Here is a 16,891-nt window from a genome sequence, read left to right as displayed (position 1 = left end):
AGCCAGAGGCTCGGCGCAACACAAGGGGTCGAACCAATCTCTGAGCTAGCTTCGAACGATTCGGTTTACCCGCTCGATCATGGCGCTCCGGTTCGCCCACAGGGTATCCCAATCGATCTTCTTTTTCAGATCGCTGCGTTCAGGTGAATTGAACAGAAGCTCCTTGCTGAGCTCATCAGGCAATTTGACATCGGTTGTTGGGCTGTACCGAAATGCCTGCGGCGTCGCGAGAATCCCCTGGTCAGAAAGCAACTGCTCAGCATAGGCGTGCGCAGCTTCCGGATACTTCGTGCCCTTGACGATGTTGATGTAATCTGTCGTCGAGTAAATGCCTTTAGGTGGCACAACGGTCACGATGGGAGCGCCCTTTGTGCGCAATTCATGAGCGCGGCCGTCCCAACAAATGCCTGCGTAAACCTCTTCGTTCTGGTACATCTGCACGAGTGCGACCGTTTGTTGCGCGAAGGCAGCGATGTTTGGCTTCGCGGCTTCGAGCACCTTGAACGCGGGCTCCATGTTTGAAACCGAGCCACCGTTTTCCTCGGCGATTGCAAGAAGATGTAAGTTGCTGGCGATTTGTCCCGGCGCCGCAATGACGACGCGGCCTGCAAGATCGGGCCGGGCGATGTCGGAGTAAGAGGTAAGCGGCTGATTGACATATTTTGAGTTGTAGACAGGGACAATGGACGCGATGTCGAAAGGCACCCCGTAGTCACCGAATTCGCGGAAGCCCGGCAGAATCCGCTTGAGGTTTGGAACGTCTGATGGCTTGATTTCGTCAACGACACCGGCCTTGACGAGCTCGACCATGAAAGAGCTATCGGCCATGAACATGTCGTACGGAGGTTTGTCCTTGTTGGCGACCAATTTGACAAGGTCCGTTCCCGTGCTGCCGGCGATGAATTGGACCTTCAGTCCGTACTTCTCATCGAGCGGAGCCACGACGCTCTTTTTAGAGCCTCGTCGTAAAGGCCACCATATCCATTGACGCGCAACGTAATGCCGGCGAATTTTTTCGATTGGGCACGGACATAGGGCGCGACCAGGGCGCCGGCCGCAGCCGTCGTTGCGAACTTTAAGAATGCTCGCCGTTTCATTTCACGATCTCCTCTCTTGCCCCTTAGTGAAGTCGAACGAGCCAGTTAGCGTCAGCGGAAGCACGCGCCATGCGGCGCATGCTGGCTACTTACCGCCCTCCTGGCGTTTTGGGCTCCGAGATCCCGAACGCGTCAGCTGACTAGCCGCTCTTTGAGCCGGTAAGATGGTGTGGCGGAGGCAAGGCTGTCCGCAAACCGAAAGTGACCCTCGCCAGGCAGCCCGATTCCTACGAGAAAAAACGATTTCGTCGCGTTGCCCAAGCTGACGATCGTTGGAACCACGGCGCAAGGCCGAGGCACGGAGCAGCAGCACCGATTGCGCAACGTGCTCGGACGTGACCGCGTTCTCCTATAGCGATCTCACAAGTTCTACCTCTCTCGCGCGTTGCGTCCGCCAGCCTAGCGAGTCGGAAGTTCCATCCCTCACGTAAATATTACCCCTCCCCCAAAATTGTTTTTCACTAATATACGGCGCGATGCGGCGGAAATTCTGCGCATTATAGCCGCACCCTGTCAGTTTTGTGCGCCAGTTGCAACGAAGCCGAGAGCGCTCTTTTGGCGGTAGTTTGCCGGGAGGATGCAGGCCGACATCGAGTGGAGCAATCGGAGGGGACTGGAGGCCTGTCTAGGCAGAGTTGACCCGCCGAAAATTGCCTACGCGTTCGGGATATGTCACGTTTGACGCATTTCCGCCGGACTTTCCCGCCGTTCGGATGATTTTCTGCATCCGACAGGCATTCTTCGGCGCATTCACTCAGGGTTGAGCCGAATATGCAGTATGATCGAACAGACGCCCGTATCCTTGAGATAGTGCAGAAAAACAACCGTCTAACTTCCGAGGTGATCGGCGAACTCGCCGGTCTTTCTGCTACCGCGTGTCAACGGCGACTGAAGAGGCTCCGTTCGGAAGGAATCATCGAGGCCGATGTCTCCATCCTCTCGCCGAAGGCGGTCGGAAATCCAATTCAAATGCTCGTGCTGGTAACTCTAGAGCGGGAGCGTTCAGACATCATCGACAGGTTCAAGAAGGCCATCAAATCGTCAGCTGAAGTCGTCAATGGCTTCTATGTCACCGGCGACGCGGACTTCGTCCTTTATATTACCGCGCGTACGATGGAAGACTACGAACAGTTCACACGACGGTTCTTCTATGAGAATCCGGACATAAAGGCCGTCAAAACGATGGTCATAATGGACCGCGTAAAATCCGGCTTTGCTATTCCAATCGAGATTCCCGCAGAGGAGTAATGCGTTGACGTTGGCCACGCATCTGCGCTTTTTTGCGCTCTCTCATCATGCTCCTCTGGCGCGCGCGAAGAAGCAGCATTGCGAAATCTAATCTAAACTACAGCTGGTACCGGGAGTGAGCTGGAGTCCTGGCCCAGCGCGCGCTCGAACGGGGCCAATCGGCTTATAAAATCGGTGCAGATCAGCCGGTGAAGACGACAGTCTTCTTGCCATTCAGCACAACGCGATCCTCCAGGTGATGGCGTACGGCGCGGGCGAGTACACGTCGTTCAATGTCGCGGCCCCTACGGACGAGATCGTCTGGCGTGTCACGGTGAGAGATACGCTCGGCATCTTGCTCGATGATTGGTCCCTCGTCGAGATCGGAAGTGACGTAATGCGCTGTCGCGCCGATCAGCTTGACGCCTCGCTCGTGAGCCTGGTGATAAGGCTTTGCGCCCTTGAAGCCTGGCAAAAAGGAGTGGTGAATGTTGATGCAGCGTCCCGACAACTTGGCCGAGAAGCCGTCCGATAGAATTTGCATGTAGCGCGCGAGAACAACAAGATCCGTATTGGTCTCCTGAACGAGCTCCCAGATTCGCGCTTCTTGCTCCATCTTCGTCTGTTTGGTGACCGGCAAATGGTGGAACGGAAGCTCGGCCAAATCGCTGGAGGCCAAATGCTCGCGGCCGTGGTTGGAGACGATCGCTGTCACCTCCATCGGCAGTTCGCCGATGCGCCATCGATAAAGCAGATCGGCCAGACAATGGTCCAATTTTGAAACCAGGAGCATCACCCGCTTCTTTGTGGAACTTTTCCGCAAAGTGAACGTCATGGCGAAACGTTTGGCGAGCTCCTCGATCGAGGCGGCAATATCTGTTTCAGGTTTGGCTTGCTCGAGACGGTCGAAGACAACGCGCATGAAAAAGTGGGTGGTCCTGGTATCCTCGAACTGCTGAGCATCGAGAATGTTGCAGCCCGACTCAAACAGAAGGCTCGAGACCGCGGATACGATGCCTGGACGATCAGGGCAGGACAAGGCGAGGATCATGGAACGGTCGAACATAGCAGTCATTGCCCTACGGGGTCCCTCGTAACTGCGTTGTGGCAAGCAAAAAGATGACCATCATTCCTTAGAGCGTGCTCTGAGGAGCTCTGGGGCGATGAGGTCCTCGAGCTTCCGCCATTCGCCTTTCACTCGCGTACGATTCGAATCGTAGAAGGCACGAAGGGAGGCGATGGCCGAGTGCCGTTCGCCGGCGATCTCGATTTCAAAAGTTCCTTCGGACAGCCATGCGGCGTTCACACCGCTTTCGGAGTGGAGGTACCCCATGCCTACGCCGCATCCGAGGGTGTGACCGAACCCGGCGGAGCGCAAGTATCCGACGAGTGATCCGTTGCGCCAGACAGGCTCTGTTCCGAACAGGAGCGGCACCGCGAGGGGAGCAGCAAGCTGGACGAGGCGCCGGCGCGGAGTCTGTCCGCGCTGTGTTTCGAGAACCGCCCGCCCAATGAAATCTTCACCCTTGTTCCAGGCGATTGTGAATCCCAATCCAGCTTCGAGCGGCGTGTCCTCATCGCTGACGTCCGCGCCCCAGTCGCGGTAACCGGCTTCAAGGCGCAACGTATTGAGTGCCACGTAACCTGCGTGGCGCAGATCGAGATCGCGTCCCGCAGCGACCAGCGCATCGTAGATACCCAGCGTCTGGTCAGTCGGGATGTGGAGCTCCCATCCGAGTTCTCCGACGAAGGTCATGCGGAACGCAAGGGCCGTACCATGGCCAATCTCGATTTCTCGCGCCGTCGCGAACGGAAACGCGGCTTCAGAAAAATCCGCCGGGCTTACGCGCGTGAGGAGCTCTCGCGAATGTGGCCCCATGACAGAGAGGCAGGTGTATCCGGACGACACGTCCGTGACGAATACGTGGCCGGCGCCTTTGGCATGCATTCGTAGCCAGGCGAGATCCCGGATGCGCTGCACAGCGGCTGTAACAACGAGGAATTCCTCATCTCCCGTTCGCGCGATTGTGACATCGGACTCCATGCCACCCCGCTCATTGAGCCACGGAGTGTACACGATGCGGCCCACTGGCACGTCAACGTCGTTAGTGGAGAGGCGCTGAAGAAAAGAGAGCGCATCACGCCCCTGCACCAGTAGGTGCGCGAAGGAGGTTTGATCGAAAAGCGTGACACCGGACCGCGTCGCGTCGTGTTCAGCCCCACTCGACTTGAACCAGTCGTCGCGACCAAATGTAGCATGGGCATAGGCCGGCCCCTCGGGAGTGCCGAACCATTGCGCCCGCTCCCAGCCGGCGGCCTCGCCGAACTTCGCGCCTGCGGCCGCTAAACGATCGTGCAGCGGCGAGACCCGCACATTACGAGCCGTCTCAGGTGACTTGTGAGGCCAATGCAGCGCGTAAAGGAGTCCAACCGCTTCACCCGTTCGGTCGCGCAGATATCGCCGATTGCGCTGGAATGGCATCGCTCGGCGGACGTCCATTTCCCAATAGTCATTTGCGGGCATGCCGGTAGACATCCACTCGGCCACCACTTTGCCGGCCCCGCCGGACGACTCGATACCGCATGAATTGAATCCCGAGGCCACGTAGAGGCCGGCGATGTCGGGAGCGGGTCCTAACAAGAACCGATTGTCCGGCGTGAAGCTCTCGGGGCCATTGAAACTGAGTTGCAACCCCACATTTTCCAGGGCCGGCATGCGCCGCATGGCATTGGCGAGGTGAGGCTCGATGTGTTCGAAGTCGTCGGGAAGCGAATCGAAACTGAACTCAACTGGGATCCCCGCCATCCCCCAGGGCTTGCCCTTCGGTTCGAAAAAGCCGACCAGCAATTTACCCGCGTCTTCTTTTGCGTAGAAGCACGCATCAAGATCTCGCACAGTGGGAGTATCGGGTGACAAGCCCCCCATGGCCTCTGTCACGACGTAAAAATGCTCCGCCGCGTGCAGCGGCACTGTCCAATTGACATCGGCCGCTAACGTCCGACTCCACATCCCGGCGCAGATGACGACCTTTTCAGTACCAACGATCCCTTCTGCCGTCTCGACACCGACGATCCGCCCTTTCTCGACCACGATGCGCGTCACTGGCGTGCGTTCCAGTATCTTCGCGCCACCCTGCCGCGCGCCGGTCGCGAACGCGCGCGCCGTGTCCACCGGATTAGTCTTACCATCGGACGCGATCCATGCCGCGCCCAGCACATCGGCCACATCGAGCAACGGCACACGCTTCTTGGCTTCGGCGGCGTCGATGATCTCGACATCGAGGCCAAAAGAGCGCCCCATCGAGGCACCTCGCCGCAACTCCTCAAGCCGAGCGGGTGTCGCCGCGACTGTGATCGACCCACATTGCCGGAAGCCAGTATGCTGACCCGTCAGCTCTTCGAGCTCGCGGAACAATCCCGCGGTGTACTGGGCCAGCTTCGCCATATTCTCGCTGGCTCGAAGCTGGGTGACGAGCCCCGCGGCATGCCACGTCGTACCGCAGGTCAGCTGATCGCGTTCGAGCAGCAGCACATCGCGATGCCCAAGCCGCGTGAGGTGATAGGCAGTGGACAGGCCAATAATGCCACCGCCGATGACGACGAATTCCGCGTGGGTGGGCAGCTTGCTTTGCATTCCGTGACTCAAAAAAATGGTTTCAAGCAGGTCTGAGCGTATCCCAAGGATGAACGAGAGGATGGTGCTCTAAGGGTGGCGACCTGGCGGGTCGTGATATGCGGTTGGGTTGTTGGTTCCGCTGTGAACCTCATGAGCCATCGGACCCAAGCCGAACCCCTTTCCGCAATGGTCGCGCCTGGTGATTCCGGCCGCTTACGAACGAGGCGTGCCCATTGGAGCGCGCAGGCTGTACTGAACTATGCAAAACTTGATCTCCTCCGCGCACATGATCGCGGATTGGTCAGCTGGAAGCGTCGTCTCGCCGAATAGTATCGGGCCGTCGATCAGAATTTCGCTATTGTAGCCGTCCATGAAAGAGAAATTCTGCGTCGGATAGGAAAAAGCGGAGGTTTTGCGTCTTCACGCCGGCGGTTGACGCGCGCAACGCCACAAGCTTCTCGTCGGCGAGACACGCGGAAAATTGTTAAGTGCACAGGAAGGGAAATTGCTGACAGGGAGCTCGACACGATAAGCGGCGGATGCTGAGCCGCATGCATCTTTGTCCGACTTGCCCGGTGCTCTCGCAAGGACGCTTGAATCGAACGGCCGTACGCGACCTAAGTTGCCCGCTGCAGATCGACGTGCTCGAGCGCCACTCCCGTGGATGATGGCAAAACGTGCCGGGCCTCGGGATTGAGCACCAACGCCAAGCCTCGCCGAGAAACTGCCGCATTAACTGTGTTTGCGAGCAAATAAGCGACGGTCATGGGCCCAACACCTCCAGGTACCGGAGTTATGTAGCTCGCGCGCGTGCTCGCCTCGGCGAAAGCAACATCCCCCACAAGCCTGACCGTTCCAGTCGTATCGATCGATCGATTGATCCCGACATCAATGACAACCACACCTGGTTTAAGCCAATCGCCGCGAACCAGTCCTGCACAACCGGCCGCAGCAACGACAATATCAGCCTTCCTACAGAGGCCCGGCAGGTTTCGCGTCTGCAGCTGCGCACCTGTGACGGTACATCCGGCATCGCCGAGCAAAACTGCCAAAGGTTTTCCGACGATATTCGAGCGACCTATGACGACAACGTCAAGCCCATTTAGGTCGCTCACGACTGTCTTAATCAGATGGGTCACTCCCAGTGGAGTGCAAGGAGCGAGCGCTGGTCGACCCGCGGACAATCGTCCCACGTTGTAGGGATGGAAGCCGTCTACGTCCTTGGCCGGATCGATGGCCTCCAGCACGCGCCAGCGATCGATGTGTCCGGGCAGAGGAAGCTGAACGAGGATGCCATCAATGGAATCGTCATCATTGAGCCGGCCGATCAAATCCAGCAATACGGCTTCATCGACATTGCTTGGCAGCAGGAATTGTTGCGACTTGATGCCTACGGTTTGAGCCTGTTTGGCTTTGGTCTTCACGTAAACCGAACTTGCCGGGTCTTTGCCGACCAGCACCACGGCCAATGCCGGTGTGACGTTGTGCTCGGCCTGGAGCAACGCCACCTCTCGCGTAATGCGAGCGCGAAGGATCTCAGCGATGGCTTTTCCGTCGATTCGGATAGCACTCATGATTATATCTAGAGATGTGATGCGACGGAGCTTGCCGCTGCAACAGCACGCCAAAGGACACGCGGGCCGCATTCTTTCGATCGACCCGCGCGCAACTCATCAGCAGCGGAAAGGCGTCTATATCTTGCGTGTTTGGCGTTGGCTGCGCCACACTGGTCTGCACATTCAAGCGATTGCTGACTCTTTCGCAAGTTCGTCCATGACTTCCTTGGTCGCTTGATAGGCCAGATCAACGATCTCGTCTATCTCAGACTCCGTTACAACAAGAGGCGGAGCAAATCCCAGAATGTCTCCATGCGGCATTGCTCGTACGATGAGTCCACGATCACGAGCAGCCTTGGAAATGCGAGCCCCCACCTTGAGCGCAGGGGCAAAGCGCCGTTTGGTCTGACGATCCGCAACGAACTCTATTGCGCCGAGTAAGCCGACGCCTCGGACCTCCCCAACGATCTCCATCTGAGCAAAGCGCTCCTTGAGTCGACGATGGAAGTGGGATCCGACGATCCTCGCGCGGTCGGTTAATCGGTCTTTTTTGACAATGTCGAGAACTACGTTGGCAGCAGCGGCTGCAATCGGATGGCCGGAATAGGTATATCCGTGTGAAAACGCGCCGACACGATCCGCAGCCTCCTCCATAACCGCGTAGACTTTTTCACCGACGATAGCTGCCGAGAGCGGGACGTAGCCGGATGTCAGACCTTTGGCGACCGTCACCAGGTCTGGCTCAATCCCATAGAGCATACTTCCGAAGTCTGCGCCGGTTCGACCAAAGCCACAGATCACCTCGTCGGCGATCAGAAGAATGTCGTAACGCTTGAGGACAGCTTGAATTTCACGCCAGTAGCCGGTGGGAGGCGGTGTAATCCCGCCAGTACCCAGCACCGGCTCGGCAATGAAAGCACCGACCGTTTCCGGCCCCTCTCGCACGATCAGTTGTTCAAGCTCGGCGGCACGCCTGCGGGAAAAGGATTCCTCTGTCTCGCCTGGCTCGGCACCCCAATAATGGTGCGGCGTGCCGGCATGCAAAATGCCCGGAAAGGGAAGGTCCATGTGGTCATGGTAAAAGGGCATGCCGGTCATTGAACCCGAAATGACTGAGCAGCCATGGTATCCTCGCTCGCGAGAGATAATCTTCTTCTTCTTCGGCTGCCCGCGTAGATTATTGTAATACCAGACGAGCTTTGCCTGCGTTTCGTTAGCGTCTGATCCAGATAGCCCGAAGAATACCTTGCTTGGCTTGCCTGGCGCCATTTCTAGGAGACGACCCGAGAGGATCGCCAGCTCTTCGCTCGTGTGGGCCGCATACGTGTGGTAGTAGGCGAGCTTGTAAGCCTGCCGGGCGATCGCCTGCGCCACCTCGGTGCGACCGTAGCCGATATTTACACAATAGAGTCCGGCAAAACCATCGATGTAGCTACGTCCCTGGGCGTCTTGAATGCGAATCCCTTGGCCGCCTGTGACGATCGTAGGATCACCGAGTTTTCCTTGCGCAAAGTCCTTGAGCTGAGTGAAAGGATGCAGAACACTGGAGCGATCGAGCTCAGCGATTGTCTTGATGTCAATCATACCGTTTCTCCTAAGCCGCCAAATCGCCAAAACACACGTATTTCAGCTCCATGTACTCCGCCAAACCGTGCCGCGATCCTTCGCGACCAAGCCCAGATTGCTTCCAACCGCCGAAGGGAATGGGAGGGCCTGTGAACGACGCCGTATTGACGCCGATCATGCCGCACTCGAGTTGCTCGGAAAGTCGCAGCCCTCGACGTAGGCTGTCTGTGTAGACATATCCCGCCAGCCCCATTTCGTTAGCGTTGGCACGGGCGATAACTTCCTCTTCGGAATCGAACGGAAGTACAGCAGCTACCGGCCCAAATGTTTCGTCTTGCGCGATGAGCATCTCTTCCGTGACATCGGCTAGCAACGTCGGAGGTACAAAGTTGGGCCCCAGCGCCGCGCCGTGATGAGTGAAGAGAACCCGCGCGCCCTTCTTTACCGCATCATCGATTTGGACCCTACATTTATTTGCGACCGTTAACTTGGTCATTGGGCCTATCTCAGTTGGTGGGTCTAGACCGTGACCGACTTTGAACTGGGCGATTACGGCGGCAAACTCCTCGACAAAAGCAGGGTAGACGCCTCTTTGGACGTAGATGCGGTTGGCGGCTAAGCAATCCTGACCCGAGGTCGCAAATTTCGCCGCCACTGCACCCCTGACCGCCTTCTTAAGGTCGACATCATCAAAAATCAGGAAGGGGCGTGGCCGCCCAGTTCTAGCGACACCTTTTTGACGGTGTCGGACGCCCCCTCCAGTAGTCGACGCCCCACCTCCGTAGAACCTGTAAACGACAGAGCCCGTATTCTTTTGTCACGCAACAGCGGCGTCGAAAGCTCGATCGGATTGCCGGTAAGCACTTGAAGAACGCCAGGCGGAACCCCGGCTTGTTCAGCCAACCGAGCGACTGCGAGAGCGGAGAGCGGCGTCTCAGGAGCAGGCTTCACGATCATCGGACATCCGGCTGCAAGAGCAGCTCCAGCTTTTCGCGTGATCATGGCGACAGGAAAATTCCATGGAGTGATGGCCGCGGCGACACCAATCGGCTGCATTCGGACGTGAAGCAGACTTTCGGGCTTATGACTGGGGATAGTCTCTCCGTAAGCGCGCTCACCCTCTGCGGCGAACCACTCGAGAAATCCTGCACCGTACGCGACTTCATGGCGCGCTTCGGCGAGCGGCTTGCCCTGCTCGCTCGTCACCAGGATGGCCAACTCTTCCGAATACTCGAGCATCAACGACGCCCAAGACCTAAGAATCGCGCCACGCCTTGCTGGCAGGAGCTCTCGCCACGCGGGAAACGATCGCTCAGCTGCCGCGATCGCCTGGTTCATGTCCGCGGCAGAGCAATGAGCAACATCCGCGATATCTTCGGCCGTCGCCGGATCGGCCACAACATCTCGCTGATCGCCAGAGATCCATCGGCCGTCGACCAACGCCGCCCCCGCCAAGAAATCGCGGCGGTGCAGACGCTGCAGGTGCTTGGTAGCAAGGCCAGCCAAATGCGAACTTTGATGCCGAACGATTTGATGGGCCATTGGCGGGGTCCAAACGCGTCATTTGTTGAAATTGCCTCGGCAATCAGGATACTGATGTCGCGAACTGATTTGCATCGCATTTTCCTGCCGTCGGGAGGATTTCCTGCATGGCACAGGCACTTTGCGGCGAAGCACACCTGAAGGCTGGAGAGAGATCATGAACTACGATCGAATAGATGCCCGGATCTTGGAGATCGTGCAAAAAAACAACCGCCTAACTTCAGAGGTGATCGGTGAACTGGCCGGGCTTTCTGCGACGGCGTGTCAACGACGGCTGAAGAGGCTCCGCTCGGAAGGCATCATCGAAGCCGATGTCTCAATTGTCTCTCCGAAGGCCGTAGGAAGACCTATTCAAATGCTTGTGCTGGTGAGCCTGGAACGGGAGCGCTCAGATATCATCGACAGGTTCAAGAAGGCGATCAAATCGTCAGTCGAGGTCGTCAATGGATTTTACGTGACGGGCGATTCAGATTTCGTCCTCTACGTTACCGCACACAGCATGGAAGAGTATGAACAGTTCACGCGGCGATTCTTTTATGAGAATGCGGACATTAAGGGCGTCAAGACAATGGTCATTATGGACCGTGTGAAGTCGGGTTTTGCGATTCCGATTGAGGCCCCTGCCGAGGAGTGAGTGCGTTACTCACGAGCGAACTCTGCGTTTGCACACTTTTTATCGCTCACTTGCGCGTAACACCGCAAAACCAGCACGCTCTCATGCGCTCACTGTGGTGTGATGTACGAATTTAGATGAAAAGTATCAAAGAAGATCAAGAGGTCGGGTATTGTATATTGCCTTGTTGCGCGACCCAAACGCGACCTGGTCTTAAAGGACTGAGATATTGTCTACGATGTCCATCCAGAACGTGAGCGGCATTAACTGGCTGGGACGCTTAAAATTTGCGCCGCATCTACGCACTGGGGCCGATGTTTTCACCCAAATGGTGAGGCATCACAGTGGCTTTCTGCCGCTCAGCTTCTCATGCCGAAAGACAGCGTCTGGCGGTCGAGATGGGAATCCCCGATTGCGAGGGATGTGTCGACAAGCGTATCGGCCTCATGGGCGCTCCAGAGGCAAACTGTACAAAGTAGACAAGGTTGGAAACGCGCTAAGGCAGCAGCGAGCCGCGAGCACTCGTCGGCCGCTGCGAACCCCCGTCAGGATTGATAGGTCGGAAACCAGATTGGAGCTGTGATGAACGATCTGTCCAATGCCCAGGAATTGGCCACGGATCGGATCACTGCTCCGTTACGATTTCCAACATTTCGCCGCATCTGGCTTGCGAGCCTGCTGTCAAATCTTGGTATTTTGATTCAGGGCGTAGGCGCGGCCTGGGCGATGATACAGATGACATCATCGGCCGATAAGGTCGCGCTGGTGCAGACCGCGCTGATGCTGCCGGTCATGTTGATTTCAATGCCGGCCGGTGCGGTCGCCGACATGCATGACCGGCGCATAGTGGCACTCGTGTCGCTGGGTATCACGCTCGCCGCCGCGACTACGCTAGCGATGCTCGCCTGGTTGAGCATGGTCACGCCGAATATTCTGCTTGCACTCTGCTTTACCGTCGGGACCGGCATGGCTCTGATGGGACCCGCTTGGCAAGCCTCGGTAAGCGAACAGGTGCCCTCTGAAGCCGTGCCTGCGGCCGTCGCGCTCAACGGTATTAGTTATAATATCGCACGCAGCGTGGGCCCTGCGATTGGCGGCATCGTCGTTGCTGCCGCGGGCGCGGTGGCTGCGTTCGCGCTCAACGCTCTGCTCTATTTACCCTTGATAGCCGCGCTGTTTCTTTGGAAGCGCATCACTGAACCGCCGACTCTTCCGCCGGAAACGCTTAATCGCGCAATGGTTTCTGGCCTGCGCTACATTATGAATTCGCCGCCGATCAAGATCGTTCTGATCCGCTCCATGGTCATCGGGCTGATCGGAGGCGCGATCATCGCCCTGCTGCCATTAGTGGCTCGTGATCTCTTGCATGGAGGCGCAGAAATATACGGTATGATGGCCAGCGCCTTTGGGCTGGGCGCGGTGATCGGGGCGCTCAACCTCACCGAGGTCCGCAAGCGCATGAGCGGCGAGGCAGCGATCCGTGCTTGCGCTGTGTCGATGGGCGGGGCGATAGCTGGAATGGCGCTCAGCCGCGAGCCAGTTTTGACTGCTATCGCGCTGGTGTTGGCGGGCGCCATGTGGATGATGACATGGTTGCTCTTTAGTGTTGGCGTGCAGCTCTCGGCGCCCCGCTGGGTAGCGGGGCGCTCGTTAGCAGCCTATCAGGCCGCGAGCTCCGGCGGGATTGCTATCGGCAGTTGGACTTGGGGACACGTGACAGATGCGGCCGGGGTCGACGTGGCTCTCCTAATATCAGCCGCCCTCTTACTTTGTTCGCCGCTGCTTGGGCTTTGGCTGCCCATGCCGCGCATCGACGCGCGAGACGAAGAGCCCGAGATGCTCGACGATCCTAAGGTTCGCCTGCCGCTGACCGGACGCAGCGGACCGCTTGTCGTGGAAATCGAATATCGCGTCCTGCAGGAGAATGCACGCGCCTTCCATAATGTGATGCAAGAGGTCCAGCTATTTCGGCAGCGCAACGGAGCCTATGGCTGGTCCATTGCTCGCGACATTGCAGATCCTGAACTGTGGACAGAGCGATATCATTGCCCAACATGGCTCGATTACTTGCGCCAACGAAACCGCGCGACGCAATCGGAACGTGCGCTGGACCGGCGAGCCAGTGCGTTCCATATAGGTCCTGAGCCCGTACGCGTCCGACGCATGCTAGAGCGCCCGTTCGGCTCGGTACGCTGAAAGCACGAATCCGCGGCGAGGTCTTGCCCGGTGATCACGCCGTGGCTATGTCTGGATACTACACGCGATCGCCTATCACGCGGGTCGCCGTAGGACCGCTAGGCAGTACGCCACGCCAGCCACTTAGTTGCCCGTCGGATGCTGCCCGATGGAAGATCGGTGCGCCCCCTTCGCGAACTCGGACCTACTTGCGTGCCGACTTGGCCTGGTAGGAGAATTTGACGGAAGCGACTTCGCCGCGGTGATTGCCAAATCCGCAAAAGTCCGTGGGTACCGGCGTGCGGATTAGGATCGCCTTATTTGTGATCCCCTTCCGCGTCAAACGGGTACGCGCAGGGGTGAGACGAATTGTGCATCAAGCGATGAGCACGGGTTTCGGCTGGAGAACTTCGTTCTCGGTTACACGATGCGCGATGGCAGATTCTTGCTATTTCGCAACTCCGCCGCCGAGCAGGTCTCGGTACCCGTGATCTGCCATCCATTTTGCTCGCGCCAGGTGACGGTCATCCGCAGTGCGAGCACGCGCCGGTTCGCCATGCGGATCGATATGCAAGTATCCATCCGGGCTAGACCGCGGACAGGAGCTCACCGATCCCAGCGCTTGAGGAGCTCGGGGTCGTCCTTGTGCATCCTGATGAGCTCGGTCAGGTTCTCGATGCCGAAGTCGGTGAACGCCATGACCTGGTCGTCACCTATGCCGTAAACCCAGATGACGCCATCCTCAGTGTCCATTCCGTTGGCCACGTCCCAGAGCCAGTCCTCGTCTTCGCCGAGGTCTTTTGCGACGCGAGCGATGGTGAAGACGGCGTGAACCTTGTTGACGTGCATGGCTACGCCGCCGGGGCGGAGGACCTCGGCGCAGGAGGCGTCCAGTTCCAGGGCAGCAACTCGCGCAGGCGGTTCTGCGGCATGTCGGCGATGCGCGCGAAGACGTCGGCAAGCCAGGCTTTCGGGTCGATGTCGTTGAGACGCGCCGTCATGAGAAGCGTGGCCATCACGGCAGCCCGCTCGGCGCCGCGATCAGAACCGGCGAACAGCCATGCCTTTCTTCCCAGAGCAAAACCGCGCAACGCTCGCTCCGCTGCATTGTTCGTCATGCAGATCCGTCCGTCGTGGACAAGGCGGGCAAAGCCCTCCCAGCGGTTGAGCAGATAGTTGATCGGCTTAATCACGTTGGACGAGCGTGAGAGCCGGGCAGATTCCGCTCGGAGCCAAGCCTCAAGGTCGGTCAGCAGTGGCGCGCTTCTCTCCCGGCGGATCTGCAGCCGCTCCTCAGCGCTCAGCCCATAGATGTCGCGCTCGATCTCGAACAATTGGTCAATCCGACGAACCGCTTCCAGCGCAATGGGCGAGATCGCGGTCGCCGATCTTCCGCGGCGAGCGTTCTGGGCGATGTCGGCAAGTTCGAAGAACGCCCTCCGTCCATGTGCCCAACAGAAGGCGGGCGTGGCCGGCAACGCCTTGCGTCCGGGATCGAAGAGAGCGTTGAACCCGCTATAGGCATCGGCCTGCAGGATGCCAGCGAAGTTCTGAAGATGCCGCGCGGGATGCTCGCCGCGCCGATCACGTGAGGCGTAGAACAGCGCCGCCGGTGGATCTCGCCCGCCGAATGGCCGATCGTCGCGAACATAGGTCCAAATCCGGCCGGTATCTGCTTTCCCTTTCGCCAGGATCGGTATCTTGGTGTCGTCACCGTGGAGCCTGTCGGCGGAGAGCACATAGGCTTCGATCAGTTCAAAGAGCGGCCTGACCGCAAAGGCTCCTGCGCCCACCTGGTCCGCCAGCGTCGAGACCGACAGGTCGATCCCCTCGCATTTGAAGCGCTGGCTCTGTCGGTTCAACGGCTGATGCTGACCAAATTTGTCGTACAGGATCGTCGCCAGAAGCTGCGGTCCGATATAGCCCCGGGCTGTGGCATGGAACGGCGCCGGCGGCTGCGTGATCGCCTCGCAATCCCGACAACTGAACTTCTCCCGGACTGTGTCGATCACCTTGAACCGGCGTGGGATCTCCTCCAGTGTCGAGGTCACGCTTTCGCCGAGCTTCGACAGCCGCGTCGACCCGCAGCAGGGGCATTGCGTCGGAGCCGGCAGGATGACGCGTTCTCGCTCGATGTCGTCGGGGAAGGGCTGACGCACCGGCCGCTTGCGCTCAAACGAACGCACCGTCTGCGTCTTCTCGGCCGCCTTCTCGGCGGCCAGCTCATCCTCGGTCGCCCCCGCCTCGAGTTCCTCAAGCTCTAGCTCCAGCTGATCGAGCAGCCGCGCCGACCGCTCGGAGCGTGCGCCATATATCGTGCGTCGTAGCTTCTCGATCTCGAGCTTGAGGTGGGCAATCAGCGCTTCGGTGCTCGATTGCTTCGCCTGGGCATTGGCCGCTTCAGCAAGCCTGGCTTCCGCCGCAAGCCTGGCAGCGCGCTCGGCCAGGATCATTGCATGCGCGGCGACAAGATCGGGCGGCAGGTCGGCGCTGGAGTCCATAGCCAGATGGAATCACATTCGCGGCCAAACTCAAATAACAAAGTCTCAGCCCACACTGGTCGGACGCCAGGACTCCTGGGGATTGCGCCAGTCGATGCCGGACAACAGATAGCTCATCTGCGCCTGCGAGATCGACACTACGCCGTCCGCCAGCGACGGCCAGACAAAACGACCTCTCTCGAGTTTTTTCGTAAACAGGCATGCTCCCTGGCCGTCATGCCAGATCACTTTCAATAGATCGCCTCTGCGTCCGCGGAAGCAGAACAAATGACCACTCAGCGGATCGCGGCGCAGCACCTCTTGCACCTGCAGTGACAATGAGGCGAAGCCTTTACGCATGTCGGTGTGGCCCGTCGCCAGCCACACCCGAACTCCCGTAGGAACCGGAATCATCGCGGATCCAAAACCTCGATGATCCGGCGAAGCGCCTCAACGTCAACGCCCGCATCAACAATGACCCGCCGCCTGCCGGTTAGCTCGATCTCGATCCGACGCTCCGTCGAATGTACGGTCGCGCTCTCCGATGACGCCGCCACCGACGCCGCGGGCACCCCCTCGGCCACAACTGCCCTGACAAAGCCAGCCTCGGATTTGGTCCCCGTCGCCGCGAAGGCTCTTCGCCAGGTCACCAATAGAGAACGCGACAAGCCGTACCGCCGGGCTGTCGCCGCAACCAGGCGCGGCTCGGATAGGCTCTCCAAAACAATCCGCGCCTTCTCTTCCTCAGACCAACGCCGCCGCCGGCCCGTATCAACCACTTCCAGTCGATTCAACGTACTGATCGTATGGCTGTCCATACGTACAGTTCTCAACCATCAGGCCAGCCCGCCGCAAGGCGTCTCTCCTCGGAGGCTTACATATGCAATACGATCTGAGCCGCTTCTTTCCAATCCGCGACGGCTTCCGCGGCTCATGGACAGGACGGCCTGCCACCGTTTCCTGCTCCAGACCTATCCCGGCCTTGGCAAGCTAACCGGGAAACGAGGCGTCGACAGCAT

General features: G+C 58.7%; 15 protein-coding genes and 1 pseudogene. 4 read left to right on the top strand and 12 right to left on the bottom strand.

The genetic code is table 11. The features are described 5' to 3' along the window. Window positions 1-45: 45 nt before the first annotated feature. Entirely contained in the window at window positions 46-942 is an 897-nt protein-coding gene (locus P6U28_RS39090) for a PotD/PotF family extracellular solute-binding protein (protein ID WP_407121211.1), read from the bottom strand. Next, window positions 912-1,097, bottom strand: a complete 186-nt coding sequence (locus P6U28_RS39085; RefSeq protein ID WP_407121209.1) for a twin-arginine translocation signal domain-containing protein — start codon at window positions 1,095-1,097, stop codon at window positions 912-914. Before P6U28_RS39085 ends, P6U28_RS39090 begins: the two co-directional genes overlap by 31 nt. Window positions 1,098-1,868: 771 nt before the next feature. Here P6U28_RS39085 and P6U28_RS39080 point away from each other — a divergent pair. After that, window positions 1,869-2,345 carry an Lrp/AsnC family transcriptional regulator gene (locus P6U28_RS39080; protein ID WP_407121207.1) on the top strand — a complete coding sequence of 159 codons (477 nt, stop codon included), beginning with the start codon at window positions 1,869-1,871 and terminating at the stop codon, window positions 2,343-2,345. 181 nt (window positions 2,346-2,526) lie between these two features. Here the strand turns inward: P6U28_RS39080 and purU are convergent, their stop codons facing one another. From purU to P6U28_RS39055, 5 genes and pseudogenes are all read right to left on the bottom strand, one after another. Further along, the gene (purU, locus tag P6U28_RS39075; protein ID WP_407121205.1) at window positions 2,527-3,390 is read right to left on the bottom strand and encodes a formyltetrahydrofolate deformylase; all 864 of its coding nucleotides are present in this window, start codon (window positions 3,388-3,390) and stop codon (window positions 2,527-2,529) included. A 60-nt stretch (window positions 3,391-3,450) separates the two neighbouring features. After that, window positions 3,451-5,958, bottom strand: a complete 2,508-nt coding sequence (locus tag P6U28_RS39070) for an FAD-dependent oxidoreductase (RefSeq protein ID WP_407121203.1) — start codon at window positions 5,956-5,958, stop codon at window positions 3,451-3,453. A 599-nt stretch (window positions 5,959-6,557) separates the two neighbouring features. Next, window positions 6,558-7,514 carry a bifunctional methylenetetrahydrofolate dehydrogenase/methenyltetrahydrofolate cyclohydrolase FolD gene (gene folD / locus P6U28_RS39065; RefSeq protein WP_407121201.1) on the bottom strand — a complete coding sequence of 319 codons (957 nt, stop codon included), beginning with the start codon at window positions 7,512-7,514 and terminating at the stop codon, window positions 6,558-6,560. Window positions 7,515-7,679: 165 nt separating this feature from the next. Continuing rightward, window positions 7,680-9,080, bottom strand: a complete 1,401-nt coding sequence (locus P6U28_RS39060) for an aminotransferase (protein ID WP_407121200.1) — start codon at window positions 9,078-9,080, stop codon at window positions 7,680-7,682. Between the two features lie 10 nt (window positions 9,081-9,090). Next, a pseudogene (locus tag P6U28_RS39055) lies at window positions 9,091-10,502 on the bottom strand (NAD-dependent succinate-semialdehyde dehydrogenase). On the opposite strand from P6U28_RS39055, the gene P6U28_RS39050 reads away from it, so the two are divergent. The 3 genes from P6U28_RS39050 (at window position 10,416) to P6U28_RS39040 (ending at window position 13,413) form a co-directional block, all read left to right on the top strand. Beyond that, window positions 10,416-10,745, top strand: a complete 330-nt coding sequence (locus tag P6U28_RS39050; protein ID WP_407123213.1) for a hypothetical protein — start codon at window positions 10,416-10,418, stop codon at window positions 10,743-10,745. The pseudogene P6U28_RS39055 and the gene P6U28_RS39050 sit on opposite strands and share 87 nt — an antisense overlap. Before the next feature lie 16 nt (window positions 10,746-10,761). Further along, on the top strand, window positions 10,762-11,238 hold the full coding sequence (locus tag P6U28_RS39045) for an Lrp/AsnC family transcriptional regulator (protein ID WP_407121199.1): 477 nt from the start codon (window positions 10,762-10,764) through the stop codon (window positions 11,236-11,238). A 561-nt stretch (window positions 11,239-11,799) separates the two neighbouring features. Next, window positions 11,800-13,413 (top strand): MFS transporter, encoded by a 1,614-nt coding sequence (locus P6U28_RS39040; protein ID WP_407121197.1) that lies wholly within the window; start codon window positions 11,800-11,802, stop codon window positions 13,411-13,413. A 399-nt stretch (window positions 13,414-13,812) separates the two neighbouring features. Here the strand turns inward: P6U28_RS39040 and P6U28_RS39035 are convergent, their stop codons facing one another. Genes P6U28_RS39035 through tnpA form a run of 5 tightly spaced genes read right to left on the bottom strand, consistent with a single transcriptional unit; the run spans window position 13,813 to window position 16,690 of the window. Further along, window positions 13,813-13,950 (bottom strand): hypothetical protein, encoded by a 138-nt coding sequence (locus P6U28_RS39035; RefSeq protein ID WP_407121195.1) that lies wholly within the window; start codon window positions 13,948-13,950, stop codon window positions 13,813-13,815. A gap of 48 nt (window positions 13,951-13,998) precedes the next feature. Further along, a complete protein-coding gene (locus tag P6U28_RS39030) occupies window positions 13,999-14,241 on the bottom strand; it encodes a hypothetical protein (protein WP_209296668.1) in 243 nt (80 codons plus the stop codon). Between the two features lie 2 nt (window positions 14,242-14,243). Continuing rightward, window positions 14,244-15,893 (bottom strand): IS66 family transposase, encoded by a 1,650-nt coding sequence (gene tnpC / locus P6U28_RS39025; protein WP_407121193.1) that lies wholly within the window; start codon window positions 15,891-15,893, stop codon window positions 14,244-14,246. 45 nt (window positions 15,894-15,938) lie between these two features. Then, the gene (tnpB, locus tag P6U28_RS39020) at window positions 15,939-16,286 is read right to left on the bottom strand and encodes an IS66 family insertion sequence element accessory protein TnpB (RefSeq protein ID WP_209296670.1); all 348 of its coding nucleotides are present in this window, start codon (window positions 16,284-16,286) and stop codon (window positions 15,939-15,941) included. Beyond that, entirely contained in the window at window positions 16,283-16,690 is a 408-nt protein-coding gene (gene tnpA, locus P6U28_RS39015; RefSeq protein ID WP_209296671.1) for an IS66-like element accessory protein TnpA, read from the bottom strand. The genes tnpB and tnpA overlap by 4 nt, the downstream gene beginning before the upstream one ends. Window positions 16,691-16,891 lie beyond the last annotated feature (201 nt).

Source organism: Bradyrhizobium sp. STM 3561 (assembly GCF_045571455.1).
Taxonomy (GTDB): domain Bacteria; phylum Pseudomonadota; class Alphaproteobacteria; order Rhizobiales; family Xanthobacteraceae; genus Bradyrhizobium; species Bradyrhizobium vignae.
Note: the sequence above shows the minus strand (reverse complement) of the source record. Positions and strands in the feature narration are given on the sequence as shown.